We start from the raw sequence: 14,222 nt of genomic DNA, 5'->3' as shown, positions 1-14,222 counted from the left end.
TCAGTGCGATGGGTCTTGTTGCGGCTGTACCGGCCTCTTCGCGGGCAAGCCCGCTCCTGCAGGGGTAGCGCAATAGCTGAGAGCGGCGCGGCGGCTGTACGAGCGGGCTTGCCCGCGAAGGGGCCGCTACAAGTGCAGCACCCAATGCTTAGACGCTGATGCCCTGCCCCGCCAGGAAGGAAACGAACGCCTCTTCATCCATCACCTTCACCCCCAGCTCACTGGCCTTGGCCAGCTTCGAACCCGCGCCAGGCCCTGCCACCACGCAGTGGGTCTTGCCCGACACGGAACCGGCCACCTTGGCGCCCAGGGTCTCCAGCTTGTCCTTGGCGATATCGCGGCTCATGCGCTCCAGGGTGCCGGTGAGCACCCAGGTCTGGCCCGCCAGCGGCAAGCCTTCCGCAGTTTTCTTCTCGCAGCTCCAGTGCATGCCGAAGTCCAGCAACTGGGCTTCGATAGCACGCGCCAGCTGCTGGTTGGCCGGGTCGCGGAAGAACTCGCGCACCGCTTCGGCCGGCTTAGCGCTCAGCGCCTGGCGCAGGTCGATGCCGTCGGCGGCGAAGATCTTGTCCAGACTGTCCAGCTTGTCCACCAGCTTCTGCGCGCCAGTGGGGCCGACCGAGGCGATGTCGAGCTTGGCGATCAGCTCGGCCAGGGTGGTGCTGGCGGCGAACTCGGCGGCCAGCTCGCCTTCGTCCTGCAACTGCATGCCGCTGGCGAGCAGCTGCTGGATGACTTCGCGGTTGTGCGCATCTTCGAAGAAGTTATGGATCTCGTGGGCCACTTCCAGGCCGATGTCCGGCAGGTAGGTGAGCACCTGGGGCAACGCCACCTGGACCCGCGCAAGGCTGCCCAGGGAGCGGGCCAGCACCTTGGCGGTCTCTTCACCGACATCGGGAATGCCCAAGGCGAAGATGAAGCGCGCCAGGCTCGGGCGCTTGCTCGCCTCGATGGCCTCCAGCAGCTTCTTGCTGGACACTTCGGCAAAACCTTCCAGCCCGACGATCTGGTCGAACTGCAGTTTGTACAGGTCTGCCGGCGAACCGATCAGGCCCTCATCAACCAGTTGCTCGACACTCTTCTCACCCAGCCCATCGATATCCATGGCACGACGCGACACGTAGTGGATGATCGCCTGCTTGAGCTGGGCGGCGCAGCTCAGGCGACCGACGCAGCGGTACACCGCGCCTTCGCTGGTGGTCTCCTTGCCCTTGCTGCGCTTGACCAGTTGGGTGCGCTCGACCTGCGAGCCACACACCGGACAGGCGCTAGGCACTGCCACCGGCTGGGCGCCCTCGGGGCGACGCTCGGTCACCACCTGCATGACCTGCGGGATCACGTCGCCCGCACGACGGATGATGACGGTATCGCCGATCATCAGACCCAACCGGGCGATCTCGTCCATGTTGTGCAGGGTAGCGTTGGATACGGTCACCCCGGCCACCTTGACGGGTTTCAAACGTGCCACGGGCGTAACCGCGCCGGTACGCCCTACCTGGAACTCTACGTCGAGCACCTCGGTGAGTTCCTCCATGGCCGGGAACTTGTGGGCGATGGCCCAGCGTGGCTCGCGGGCACGGAAGCCCAGCTCGCGCTGCGCGGCCAGGCTGTTGACCTTGAACACCACCCCGTCGATTTCGTAGGGCAGAGCGTTGCGCCGTGCGCCGATGTCGCGGTAGTAGGCCAGGCATTGCTCGACGCCGGCGGCGTGCTTGAGCTCCCGGCTGATCGGCAAGCCCCACTCCTTGAGCCGTTCGAGAATGCCGATATGGCTGTTGGCAATCGCCTCGGACACCTGGCCCAGGCCATAGCAGCAGAACTCCAACGGGCGGCTGGCGGTGATCTTCGAATCCAACTGACGCAGGCTGCCGGCAGCGGCGTTGCGCGGGTTGGCGAACGTCTTGCCGCCGCTCTCGGCCTGGGCGGCGTTGAGCCGCTCGAAGCCGGCCTTGCTCATGTACACCTCGCCACGCACCTCCAGCACGCTCGGCCAGCCTTCGCCCTGGAGCTTGAGCGGGATGTTGCGCACGGTACGCACGTTGCTGCTGATGTCTTCGCCAGTGGTGCCATCGCCACGGGTGGCGCCCTGCACCAACTGTCCATCGCGATACAGCAGGCTCACCGCCAGGCCATCGAGCTTGGGCTCGCAGCTGTAGTCCACGGCGGCGGCCTGGTCGAGGCCTTCGACCACGCGACGGTCGAACTCCTTCAGGTCGGTCTCTTCGAAGGCATTGCCCAGGCTGAGCATCGGCACTTCATGACGCACCTGGCTGAACGCGGACAAAGCCGCGCCGCCGACACGCTGGGTAGGCGAGTCCGGCGTAACCAGGTGCGGGTTTTCGGCCTCCAATGCCTTGAGTTCGTTGAACAGGCGGTCGTATTCGGCGTCGGGCACCACCGGCATATCAAGTACGTAATAGTTGTAGTTATGCCGTTCGAGCTCTGCACGCAGTTCGTGGATGCGGTTTTCGATGTTCATGGGAATCTTCTCTTGCAAAGCAAAAGAGCAGCCTGGCGGGGCTGCTCTTTTGCTTGAATCACGGCGGACAACGCGTCCACCCGGACGATCAACGTTTCTGAGTCAGCGCACGACGCTCGAACTCGACGATACGCTGGCGGTAGTGCTCGATGGTCTGGGCGGTCAGCACGCTGCGCTGGTCGTCCTTGAGCTCGCCATTGAGCTCATGGGCCAGCTTGCGGGCGGCGGCGACCATCACATCGAAGGCCTGCTTGGGATGACGCGGGCCAGGCAGGCCGAGGAAGAAGCTTACCGCGCGGGTGCTGAAGTGGTCGATGTCGTCCAGGTCGAACACCCCTGGCTTGACAGCGTTGGCCATCGAGAACAGCACCTCGCCGTGGCCGGCCATGCTTTCGTGGCGGTGGAAGATGTCCATTTCGCCGAAACGCAGGCCGCTTTCGAGAATGTTCTGCAACAGGGCCGGGCCCTTGAAGCCGCTTTCGTCACGGGAGATGACGCTGATCACCAGCACTTCCTCCACCGGCGGCAGCTCCTTGGCGGCATTGCTGGTGGCGGCGAAACCGCTGCTGCGGTTGTCGTCGTATGCATCGGCGTCGGCGAACAGGTCCGGCTCGCGCGGGTCGGCGGCCAGGTTCAGGTCGCCCTGCTGCGGCTCGCTGTTGCGCTTGCCGCGCTTGGAGGCCTTGGCCGGTTTTGCTTCGCGCTCGGCGCGGGGCTCACGCTCACGCGGCGAGGCGCTCAGCGACGGCAGGTCGGTTTCGTCCAGCTCGGGCTCTTTATGCTGGGTTTCCAGCACCCGCGCAGGGCCAAGCACCTCGGCGCTGCCTTCATCGTCCGGCAGGTTCGAGTAGCTGCGGTCCAGACGGAATTTCAACTTGCCCTTGCCGCCGCGCATGCGGCGCCAGCCATCGAAGAGAATACCGGCGATAACTATGACGCCGATGACGATCAGCCACTCGCGCAGACCGATTTCCATGTAATCCCGTGCCTCTATAAAAATATGCTTGAAAACAAAGGGTTCAAAGCCCTTTAACACGTGGCGCCAACTCTATGTTCTGACAGGCGTTTTACCCACGCAAAAAAACAATGACATTAAGCTAGCACGACCTTGGGCAACTTTACACCGTCTGTCGCACTTGCAATGGAGCATTTGCCCACAGATCTAGCCATATCTTCTCTCATCACGCGTCGACCATGGCCATCGCTTCTTCCACATCAACTGCAACAAGACGTGAACAGCCCGGCTCGTGCATGGTCACGCCCATCAGTTGATCGGCCATTTCCATGGCAATCTTGTTGTGGGTGATGTAGATGAACTGCACGCTTTCACTCATTTCCTTGACCAACCTGGCGTAGCGCCCGACGTTGGCATCGTCCAGCGGCGCATCGACCTCATCGAGCATGCAGAACGGTGCCGGGTTGAGTTTGAAGATGGCGAACACCAGTGCCAGGGCAGTCAGTGCTTTTTCGCCGCCGGACAGCAGATGGATGGTGCTGTTCTTCTTGCCTGGCGGGCGCGCCATGATCGTTACCCCTGTATCGAGTAGATCTTCGCCCGTCAGTTCCAGATAAGCGCTGCCGCCACCGAAAACTTTTGGAAAAAGTGCCTGTAAACCCGCATTTATCTGATCGAAGGTATCCTTGAAACGGTTGCGGGTTTCCTTGTCGATCTTGCGGATGACGTTTTCCAGGGTCTCCAGCGCCTCGACCAGGTCGGCATCCTGGGCGTCGAGGTAGCGCTTGCGCTCGGACTGCTGCTCGTACTCCTCGATGGCCGCCAGGTTGATCGCGCCCAGGCGCTGGATACGCGCCTCCATCTGCTCCAGCTCCTGCTCGGTGCCCGCCTCGCTGGCCTCGGCTTCGAGGGTGGCGAGCACGCCTTGCAGGTCATAACCGTCGGCCAGCAGTTGTTCCTGCAAGGTCTTGCGGCGTACATCCAGGCCCTGGGACTCCAGGCGCGACTGCTCCAACTGGCCGCGCAGCAACTGCGATTGCTGCTCGGCCTGGGTGCGGCGTTTTTCCGCGTCACGCAGCTGGCGATCGGCGTCGTCCATGTGCAGGCGGGCCTGGCGCATTTCTTCGTCGACGCTCATGCGCCTTTCCAGCAGCTCTTCGAGCTTCAGGCGCAGTTCCTCTTGCGGGGCCTCGCCCTCCTCCAGGTTCAGGCTCAGCTGTTCCTGGCGCTCGTTCAGGCGCTCGGCTTGCAGCTCCAGGCGCTCAAGCGCCTGGCGGGTGGAGTCGTGCTGGGCGCGCAGCGAGCCCAGGCGCACTGCCAGTTGGTGGGCGTGGTCCTTGTGCTGGCGGGCCTCCTGGCGGATGCGGTCGAGGCCTTCGCGCAAGGTATCGCGGCGGGCCAGCAACTGCTCGCGCTGCTCGGTGTCCTGGGCCATCAGGTCAAGCGCCTCTTGCAGCAACAGGCGCGACTCACCCAGTTGCTCGTGTTCGAGCTCGCGCTGTTCCTGCAGCTCGGCAAGCTCTTCGGCCAGGCGACGGCGGCGCAGTTCCAGTTGCTCGGCGCGGGCACGACCGGCCGAAAGGCTGGCCTTGAGTTCGCCCAACTGGCGGTTTTCTTCCTGGCTGCTGCGGCGCAGCTGTTCGCGCTGCTCTTCCTGTTCTCGCTGTTGCTCGCGCAGTTGCTGCAATTGCTGGTCGAGCAGTTCGAGCAGCGCTTGCTGCTCCAGTTGCTCGTGGCCTAGGCGTTCGATTTCCTGGCCACGCGCCAGCACACCACCCTGGGCCTCGCCGCCGCGGCTGACCCGCAGGAAATGCCGGCCCACCCAGTAGCCATCGCGGCTGACCAGGCTCTGCCCCTCGCCCAGTGCAGCGCGTTGCGCCAGTGCCTGCTCCAAGCTCTCGACCGGCCGTACCTGGCCCAGCCACGGTGCAAGATCCGTACGCCCTTCTACTTTGTCCAGCAGGCTACCGGGCTGGCGGGCGCCTTCGTCGGCAGCCAGCAGCAGGCGCAGGTCGCCTTGCTCCAATGCAGCGAAATCGAGGCCAGCGAAGTCATCCACCAGCACCGCTTGCAAATCGGCGCCCAACACGGTTTCCACCGCCAGTTCCCAGCCGGGCTCGACGCGCAGGCCTTCGGCCAGGCGCGGACGTTGCTCCAAGCCCTGGCCGCGCAACCATTCGCCGGCTCCGGCACCCGGTTCCAGAGCGGCTTGCTGCAAGGCCTCCAGCGAAGCGAGGCGACCGCCCAGGCGCTGCAGTTCGCCTTGCTGGCGTTGCTGGGCCTGGCTGGCCTGCTGCAACTGTTCGCGCACGCTTTCCAGTCGCTCGACCACCTGCTGCTCTTGCAGGTCGAGTTCTTCAAGCAGCATTTCACTGCTGGCCACCTGCTCGGACAACTCGAGCATCGCCGCATCCTGCGGGTCGGCGCCCAGTTGCTCGCGCTCCTCGCCGAGCTTGCGCTGGCGCTCGGCCAGGCGCTCCAGGCTGGTTTCCAGCTGTTGCAGGCGTGCCTGCTGCACTTCGGCCTGGCGCCTTGGCTCGGCGGAGCGGGTGTTGAATACGTCCCACTGTTCTTGCCAGCCGTGCATGCCCAGCTCGGCTTCTTCCAGTGTGACGGCAGCTTCCTCGGCGGCGGCCAGGGTTATTTCCTGCTCCGGCTCGAGCATCGCCAGTTCTTCGCCGAGGGTAGCCAGCAAGGTGCGGTCATGGCCCAGGTGCGACTCGGTCTCAAGGCGCGTGCGCTCGGCTTCCTTGAGGTCGTCCTGCAACTGGCGCAGGCGTTGCTGACCGTGCTGGATACTCTGCTCGACCCGAGCGATGTCGCCGGCTACCGAGTAGAAGCGCCCCTGCACCTGGTTGAAACGTTCGGACAGCTCATGATGGCCATCCCGCAGGCGCTCGATACTGGCATCGGCGTTGCGCTGTTCGGCCACCAGTGCCTCGAAGGCGACCTCCTGGTCGCCGATGATCGTCTCGCGCTGGCGCACACGCTCGTCCAAGGCACGCCAGCGCAGGGCCGACAGTCGCGCCTTGAGCTGACGCTCCTGGGCCTTGTATTCCTTGTATTTCTCGGCCGCCTGGGCCTGGCGGTGCAGGCGTTCAAGCTGGCGTTCGAGCTCTTCGCGCAGGTCAGTCAGGCGCGCCAGGTTCTCGTGGGTGCGGCGAATGCGGTTCTCGGTCTCGCGGCGACGCTCCTTGTACTTGGAGATACCTGCCGCCTCCTCGATGAAGTTGCGCAGCTCCTCCGGCTTGGCCTCGATCAGCTTGGAGATCATGCCCTGCTCGATGATCGAGTAGCTGCGCGGCCCGAGGCCGGTACCCAGGAAGATATCGGTGATGTCGCGGCGCCGGCACTTGGTGCCATTGAGGTAGTAGGTGTTCTGCGCATCGCGCGTCACCTTGCGACGGATGGAAATTTCCGCATAGGCGGCGTACTCGCCCACCAGGGTGTTGTCGCTGTTGTCGAACACCAGCTCGATGCTTGCCTGGCTGACCGGCTTGCGCCCGGACGAGCCGTTGAAGATGACGTCGGTCATCGACTCGCCGCGCAGGTTCTTCGCCGAACTTTCGCCCATCACCCAGCGCACCGCGTCGATGATGTTGGACTTGCCGCAGCCGTTGGGCCCGACCACCGCCGCCATGTTGCTGGGGAAGTTGACCGTGGTGGGGTCGACGAACGACTTGAAGCCGGCCAGGCGGATGCACTTCAAGCGCATCGGTCAGCCCCGCGCCAAGGCAGCCAGCACCAGCTCGCAGCTGCGCTGGCAGTAGGCGACCAGTACTTCGCGAATGCGCGGCAGGTCACGGGCAAGTACAGCTTCAAGCAGGCGGGCGAACAGCTCCAGGTAGTCGTCCATGCTGGCCTTGCGCTGGTCCAGGGCAAGGTAGTAGGCGCGGCTCATGGCCGGTTGCAGGTTCTCGACGGTTTCCTGCAGGTAGGGGTTGTCGACGAATGGGTAGGCGGCGCGCATCACCGCGAAGCTTTCGGCGACGAAGGCCTTGATGTCCTGGGCCGCGTGGGCCTGCTGCAAGCGCTGCTGGATCTCCAGGAACGGGCGCAGGTCGGCCTCGCTGCCCCAACGTTGGGCAACCGCGTTGCCCAACAGGATGTACAACTCGCCCATCAGTTGGCACAGACTGCGCACGCTGTGCTCGTCCAGCTCGGTGACGTGGGCGCCACGGCGCGGCAGGATCGCCACCAGGTGGCGGCGCTCGAGGATCAGCAGCGCCTCGCGCACCGAGCCGCGGCTGACGTTCAGCGCCTGGGTGACCTTCAGTTCCTGGATGCGCTCGCCCGGCGCCAGCTCGCCGCGAATAATGCGTTCGGCCAGGTAGTGGGCGATCTGCTCGGAGAGGCTGTCCGGCGCCTTGAACGTCATGGTTTTCCTTCAGAATCCAGGTAGTGGCACAAAGGCGCGATTGTAGCGCACTTGCTGCGCGCCCGCGCATAGCCCCGATGGGCTTTGTGCGACTCGCGAGTCAGCAGCGCGGGCGGCGCGATCTATGCTTGTAGAAAGACAGGTTTGGGCGGTTTCGTCGGATTGCGGGAAAAATCCTGACCTAAAAGTCAGAAAAATATTGACCACAAGGTCAGCCCTGCTTAGAGTCCGCTCCAACAACAATAAAACCCTTGCGAGGCACATCCCCGTGATCCAGTTTCTCGTCAACCAGGAGCTGCGCAACGAGCACGCTCTGGACCCGAACATGACGGTGCTGCAATACCTGCGCGAGCACCTGGGCAAGCCCGGCACCAAAGAAGGTTGCGCCAGCGGTGACTGCGGCGCCTGCACCGTGGTGGTCGGCGAGCTGACCCAGGACGACCAGGGCGTCGACACCCTGCGCTACCGCAGCCTCAACGCCTGCCTGACTTTCGTTTCCGCCCTGCACGGCAAGCAGCTGATCAGTGTCGAAGGCCTCAAGCACCAAGGTGAACTGCACAGCGTGCAACGGGCGATGGCCGACTGCCATGGCTCGCAATGCGGTTTCTGCACCCCCGGCTTCGTGATGTCGTTGTTCGCCCTGCAAAAGAACAGCAGCGGCCACGACCTGCACCAGGCCCAGGAAGCCTTGGCCGGCAACCTGTGTCGCTGCACTGGCTACCGGCCGATCCTCGACGCCGCCGAACAGAGTTGCGCGCGCCCCTGCCGCGACCAGTTCGATGCTCAGCAGCCGCAGACCATCTCCCGCCTCAAGGCCATCGCCCCGCAGCAGACCGGCGAACTCAACAGCGGCGACAAGCGCTGCCTGGTGCCGCTGACCGTGGCCGACCTCGCCGACCTGTACAGCTCGCACCCGGAAGCACGCCTGCTGGCCGGCGGCACCGACCTGGCGCTTGAAGTCACCCAGTTCCACCGCACCCTGCCGGTCATGATCTACGTCGGCCACGTGGCCGAGCTCAAGCGCATCGACAAGACCGCCACGCACCTGGAAATCGGCGCCGCCACCCCGCTCACCGACTGCTACGGCGCGCTCAACGAGGAATACCCGGATTTCGGCGATTTGCTGCACCGCTTCGCCTCGTTGCAGATCCGCAACCAGGGAACCCTGGGCGGCAACATCGGCAACGCTTCGCCAATCGGCGACTCGCCACCTTTGCTGATCGCCTTGGATGCGCAGGTGGTGCTGCGCCAAGGCCAACGCCAGCGCACCTTGCCGTTGGAGGACTACTTCATCGACTACCGCATCACCGCGCGCCAGGACAGCGAGTTCATCGAGAAGATCATCGTGCCGCGCGCCCGAAAGGACTGGGCGTTCCGTGCCTACAAGGTGTCCAAGCGCCTGGATGACGACATTTCCGCGGTGTGCGCCGCCTTCAACCTGAGCATCGAGAATGGCCTGGTCAGCGGCGTGCGCGTCGCCTTCGGCGGCATGGCGGCCATCCCGAAACGTGCCCGCGCCTGTGAAGCCGCGCTCTTGGGCAAGCCGTGGAACCAAGCCAGCATCGAACGCGCCTGCCAGGCCCTGGCAGAGGATTTCACACCACTGAGCGACTTCCGTGCCAGCCGCGAATACCGACTGCTGACTGCGCAGAATCTGCTGCGCAAGTACTTCATCGAACTGCAAACGCCGCACATCGAAACCCGGGTGACCGCCTATGTCTAACCATCACGCCGTCAAGAGCCAGGCCGAAATGGCCGAACTGTTCCGCCAGGACCTGACCACCGGGGTCGGCCGCAGCGTCAAGCACGACAGCGCCGACAAGCATGTCTCGGGCGAGGCGCAGTACATCGACGACCGCCTGGAATTCCCCAACCAGCTGCACGTCTATGCACGCACCTCGGACCGTGCCCACGCACGCATCCTGCGCATCGACACCACGCCGTGCTATGCCTTCGACGGCGTGCGCATCGCCATCACCCACGAGGACATCCCGGGCTTGAAGGACATCGGCCCGGTGGTCGCCGGCGACCCGCTGCTGGCCATCGACAAGGTCGAGTTCTTCGGTCAGCCGGTGCTCGCCGTCGCCGCCCGCGACCTGGACACCGCACGGCGTGCGGCGATGGCGGCGATCGTCGAATACGAAGACCTGGAACCGGTGCTGGATGTGGTCGAGGCGCTGCGAAAAAAGCACTTCGTGCTCGACAGCCACACCCACCAGCGCGGCGACTCCGCCGCGGCCCTGGCCAGTGCCCCGCACCGCCTGCAAGGCACCTTGCACATCGGCGGCCAGGAGCACTTCTACCTGGAGACGCAGATTTCCTCGGTGATGCCTACCGAGGACGGCGGCATGATCGTCTACTGCTCCACGCAGAACCCCACCGAGGTGCAGAAACTGGTGGCCGAAGTGCTGGACGTACCCATGAACAAGGTCGTGCTGGACATGCGCCGCATGGGCGGCGGCTTTGGCGGCAAGGAAACCCAGGCGGCCAGCCCGGCCTGCCTGTGCGCAGTGGTTGCGCGCCTGACCGGCCAGCCCACCAAGATGCGCCTGCCACGGGTCGAAGACATGACCATGACCGGCAAGCGCCACCCGTTCTATGTGGAATACGACGTCGGTTTCGACGACGATGGCCGCCTGCAGGGCATCGAGCTCGACCTGGCGGGTAACTGTGGCTACTCGCCAGACCTTTCCGGCTCCATTGTCGACCGCGCCATGTTCCACTCCGACAACGCCTACTACCTGGGCGATGCCACCGTACATGGCCACCGCTGCAAGACCAACACCGCCTCCAACACCGCCTACCGAGGTTTTGGCGGCCCGCAGGGCATGGTCGCCATCGAGCAGGTGATGGACCACATCGCCCGCCACCTGGGGCGCGACCCGCTGGCAGTGCGCAAGGCCAACTACTACGGCAAGACCGAGCGCAACGTCACCCACTACTACCAGACCGTCGAGCACAACATGCTCGAAGAAATGACCGCCGAGCTTGAGGCCAGCTGCGACTACGCCGAGCGGCGCAAGTCGATCCGCCAGTTCAACGCCCACAGCCCGGTGCTGAAAAAGGGCCTGGCGCTCACCCCGGTGAAGTTCGGCATCTCGTTCACCGCCACCTTCCTCAACCAGGCCGGTGCCCTGATTCACATCTACACCGACGGCAGCATCCACCTCAACCACGGCGGCACCGAGATGGGCCAAGGCCTGAACACCAAGGTGGCGCAGGTGGTGGCTGAGATTTTCCAGGTCGACTTCAACCGTATCCAGATCACCGCCACCAATACCGACAAGGTGCCCAACACCTCGCCGACCGCCGCTTCCAGCGGCGCCGACCTGAACGGCAAGGCCGCGCAGAATGCCGCCGAGATCCTCAAGGCGCGCCTGACCGAATTCGCCGCGCGCCAGTACAAGGTCACCGAGGAAGACGTTGAGTTCCGTAACGGCCACGTGCGTATTCGCGATGAGATCGTCAGCTTCGAGCAGTTGGTGCAACAGGCGTATTTCGCCCAGGTGTCGCTGTCGAGCACCGGTTTCTACCGCACGCCGAAGATCTTCTACGACCGCAGCCAGGCCCGTGGTCGGCCGTTCTACTATTTCGCCTTTGGCGCCGCCTGCGTGGAGGTGGTCGTCGACACCCTGACCGGCGAGTACAAGATGTTGCGCGCCGACATCCTGCACGATGTGGGCGATTCGCTGAACCCGGCCATCGACATCGGCCAGGTGGAAGGCGGCTTCATCCAGGGCATGGGCTGGCTGACCACCGAAGAGCTGGTGTGGAACGCCAAGGGCAAGTTGATGACCAACGGCCCGGCCAGCTACAAGATCCCGGCGGTGGCCGACATGCCAGTCGACATGCGGGTGAAGCTGGTGGAAAACCGCAAAAACCCGGAGGACACCGTGTTTCATTCCAAGGCCGTGGGTGAGCCGCCGTTCATGCTCGGCATCGCCGCCTGGTGCGCGATCAAGGACGCAGTGGCGAGCATCGCCGATTACCGCGTGCAGCCGAACATCGACGCACCGTCCACCCCGGAGCGAGTGTTGTGGGGCTGCGAGCAGATGCGCAAGGCAGTCGCTGCTGCGCAGCCTGTGGAACAGGAAGTGGAAACCGTTACCCACTGACGATGCAGGGCACTGTGGGAGCGGGTTTACCCGCGAAGCAAGCACCGCGGTGTATGGCAAGGGCTTTGCCCTTGCTCGCGGGTAAACCCGCTCCCACAAGGACAGCGTCGCTCTTGAGAGAGGTTGGATCATGCACCAATGGATCAACGCCCTCGCCGACCACCAAGCCCGTGGCGAAGCCTGCGTGCTGGTGACCATCATCGAGGAACGCGGCTCGACCCCGCGCAATGCAGGCTCCAAGATGGTAGTCAGCACCGCTGGCCTGTTCGACACCATCGGCGGCGGCCACCTGGAGTACAAGGCGCTGCACATCGCCCGGCAGATGCTCGAGGAACGACGCGGCACCCCGCACCTGGAGCGCTTCAGTCTGGGCGCCAGCCTGGGCCAGTGCTGCGGCGGCGCCACGGTGCTGCTGTTCGAGCCGATGGCCGCCGTGCAGGCGCAGATCGCGGTGTTCGGCGCAGGCCATGTCGGCCGCGCTCTGGTACCCTTGCTCGCCGCCCTGCCCTGCCGGGTGCGCTGGATCGATTCGCGCGAACAGGAATTTCCTCAAGTGATCCCCGAGGGGGTCACGAAAGTGGTCAATGAGGAGCCGGTCGACGAAGTGGCCGAGCTGCCCGCTGGCAGCTACTGCATCGTCATGACCCACAATCACGCGTTGGACCTGGAACTCACCGCCGCGATCCTCAAGCGCAACGACTTCACCTGGTTCGGCCTGATCGGCTCGAAGACCAAGCGGGTCAAGTTCGAGCACCGCCTGCGCGAACGTGGCTTCGACGACGCGCTGATGGCGCGCATGCGCTGCCCCATGGGCCTGGACGAGGTCAAGGGCAAGCTGCCGATCGAAATCGCCGTGTCCATCGCTGCGGAAATCATCGCCACCTACAACGCCTGCTTCGGCCAGCACGACGCTGCCGTCAACGCCGGCCCCATCGCCCAGTTGCTGCCGCCCTCCCGGCGCAGCCAAGCCATCTGACGAGCCTTCACATGAGCACAACCCGCAAAGCCTACCGCGCCGCCATCCTGCACAGCATCGCCGACCCGGCCGAGGTCGGCCTGGAGGCGTCCCATGAATACTACGAAGACGGCCTGCTGGTGATCGACGAGGGCCAGATCAAGGCCCTGGGCCATGCCAGCGAACTGCTGCCGACCCTCGACGCCGACATCGAGGTGGTTCACTACCAGGATGCGCTGATCACCCCGGGCTTCATCGACACCCATATCCACTTCCCGCAGACCGGCATGATCGGCTCCTACGGCGAACAGCTACTGGACTGGCTGAACACCTACACCTTCCCGTGCGAAAAGCAGTTCGCCGACAAGAATCACGCCGACCATGTGGCAAAGATCTTCCTCCAGGAGCTGCTGCGCAACGGCACCACCACCGCGCTGGTATTCGGCAGTGTGCACCCCGAATCGGTGAACGCGCTGTTCGAGGAAGCCGAACGCCTGGACCTGCGCCTGATCGCCGGCAAGGTAATGATGGACCGCAACGCCCCCGACTACCTGACCGACACCGCCGAAACCAGCTACACGCAGAGCAAGCAGCTGATCGAGCGCTGGCACGGCAAGGGCCGTCTGCACTACGCGGTGACACCACGCTTCGCCCCTACCAGCACCCCGGAGCAACTGGCAGTGGCCGGGCAGTTGCTCAAGGAGCATCTGGGCGTATACATGCATACGCACCTGTCGGAAAACCTCAAGGAGATCGACTGGGTCAAGGAGCTGTTCCCCGAGCGCAAGGGCTACCTGGATGTCTATGACCACTTCGAACTGCTGGGCGAGCGCTCGGTGTTCGCCCACGGCGTACACCTGTGCGACGAAGAATGCCAGCGCCTGTCGGATACCGGCTCCGCCATCGCCTTCTGCCCCACCTCCAACCTGTTCCTGGGCAGCGGCCTGTTCAACCTGCCCCAGGCCGAGCGCTTCAAGGTCAATGTGGGCCTGGGCACCGACGTCGGCGCCGGCACCAGCTTCTCGTTGCTCAACACGCTGAACGAAGCCTACAAGGTGATGCAGTTGCAAGGTGCGCGGCTGCATCCGTACAAATCCTTGTACCTGGCGACCCTGGGCGGCGCCCGCGCGCTGCGCCTGGACGACCGTATCGGCAGCCTGCGCCCAGGCAACGATGCCGACTTCGTGGTGCTCGACTACAAGGCCACGCCGCTGCTGGACTACCGCCTGCAGCAGTCCAGCAGCATCGAAGAGACCTTGTTCGTGCTCACCACGCTGGGCGACGACCGCACCGTGCGGGAAACCTACGCGGCCGGCCGTTGCGTGCACCAGCGCTGAAGC

8 protein-coding genes are annotated in these 14,222 nt (G+C 64.4%); 4 read left to right on the top strand and 4 right to left on the bottom strand.

Annotated elements, in window-relative coordinates; all coding sequences use genetic code 11:
• Nucleotides 1–148: 148 nt before the first annotated feature.
• The 4 genes from ligA to RAC97_RS08485 all read right to left on the bottom strand — a co-directional run bounded on the left by ligA (nucleotide 149) and on the right by RAC97_RS08485 (nucleotide 7,812).
• Nucleotides 149–2,479 (bottom strand): NAD-dependent DNA ligase LigA, encoded by a 2,331-nt coding sequence (gene ligA, locus RAC97_RS08500; RefSeq protein ID WP_375101650.1) that lies wholly within the window; start codon nucleotides 2,477–2,479, stop codon nucleotides 149–151.
• An 88-nt stretch (nucleotides 2,480–2,567) separates the two neighbouring features.
• Nucleotides 2,568–3,455: a cell division protein ZipA gene (gene zipA / locus RAC97_RS08495; protein ID WP_375101651.1), complete on the bottom strand. Its 888-nt coding sequence runs from the start codon at nucleotides 3,453–3,455 to the stop codon at nucleotides 2,568–2,570.
• Between the two features lie 205 nt (nucleotides 3,456–3,660).
• Complete coding sequence (gene smc / locus RAC97_RS08490; RefSeq protein WP_375101652.1) at nucleotides 3,661–7,149, bottom strand: chromosome segregation protein SMC; 3,489 nt, start codon at nucleotides 7,147–7,149, stop codon at nucleotides 3,661–3,663.
• A gap of 3 nt (nucleotides 7,150–7,152) precedes the next feature.
• Nucleotides 7,153–7,812, bottom strand: a complete 660-nt coding sequence (locus tag RAC97_RS08485; protein ID WP_375101653.1) for a GntR family transcriptional regulator — start codon at nucleotides 7,810–7,812, stop codon at nucleotides 7,153–7,155.
• Nucleotides 7,813–8,080: 268 nt separating this feature from the next.
• Here RAC97_RS08485 and xdhA point away from each other — a divergent pair, with 268 nt between their 5' ends.
• The 4 genes from xdhA (at nucleotide 8,081) to guaD (ending at nucleotide 14,219) form a co-directional block, all read left to right on the top strand.
• Nucleotides 8,081–9,535: a xanthine dehydrogenase small subunit gene (gene xdhA, locus RAC97_RS08480; RefSeq protein WP_375101654.1), complete on the top strand. Its 1,455-nt coding sequence runs from the start codon at nucleotides 8,081–8,083 to the stop codon at nucleotides 9,533–9,535.
• Nucleotides 9,528–11,927, top strand: a complete 2,400-nt coding sequence (gene xdhB, locus RAC97_RS08475) for a xanthine dehydrogenase molybdopterin binding subunit (protein ID WP_375101655.1) — start codon at nucleotides 9,528–9,530, stop codon at nucleotides 11,925–11,927. The genes xdhA and xdhB overlap by 8 nt, the downstream gene beginning before the upstream one ends.
• 130 nt (nucleotides 11,928–12,057) lie before the next feature.
• Nucleotides 12,058–12,903 carry a xanthine dehydrogenase accessory protein XdhC gene (gene xdhC / locus RAC97_RS08470; protein ID WP_375101656.1) on the top strand — a complete coding sequence of 282 codons (846 nt, stop codon included), beginning with the start codon at nucleotides 12,058–12,060 and terminating at the stop codon, nucleotides 12,901–12,903.
• Between the two features lie 11 nt (nucleotides 12,904–12,914).
• Nucleotides 12,915–14,219, top strand: coding sequence for a guanine deaminase (gene guaD / locus RAC97_RS08465; protein ID WP_375101657.1), 1,305 nt, complete (start codon nucleotides 12,915–12,917; stop codon nucleotides 14,217–14,219).
• Nucleotides 14,220–14,222 lie beyond the last annotated feature (3 nt).

Source organism: Pseudomonas sp. LS_2, assembly GCF_042709235.1.
In the GTDB taxonomy this organism is placed as follows: Bacteria; Pseudomonadota; Gammaproteobacteria; order Pseudomonadales; family Pseudomonadaceae; genus Aquipseudomonas.
The sequence above is the reverse complement of the archived record's forward strand: the minus strand, read 5'-3'. Positions and strand labels throughout refer to the sequence as shown.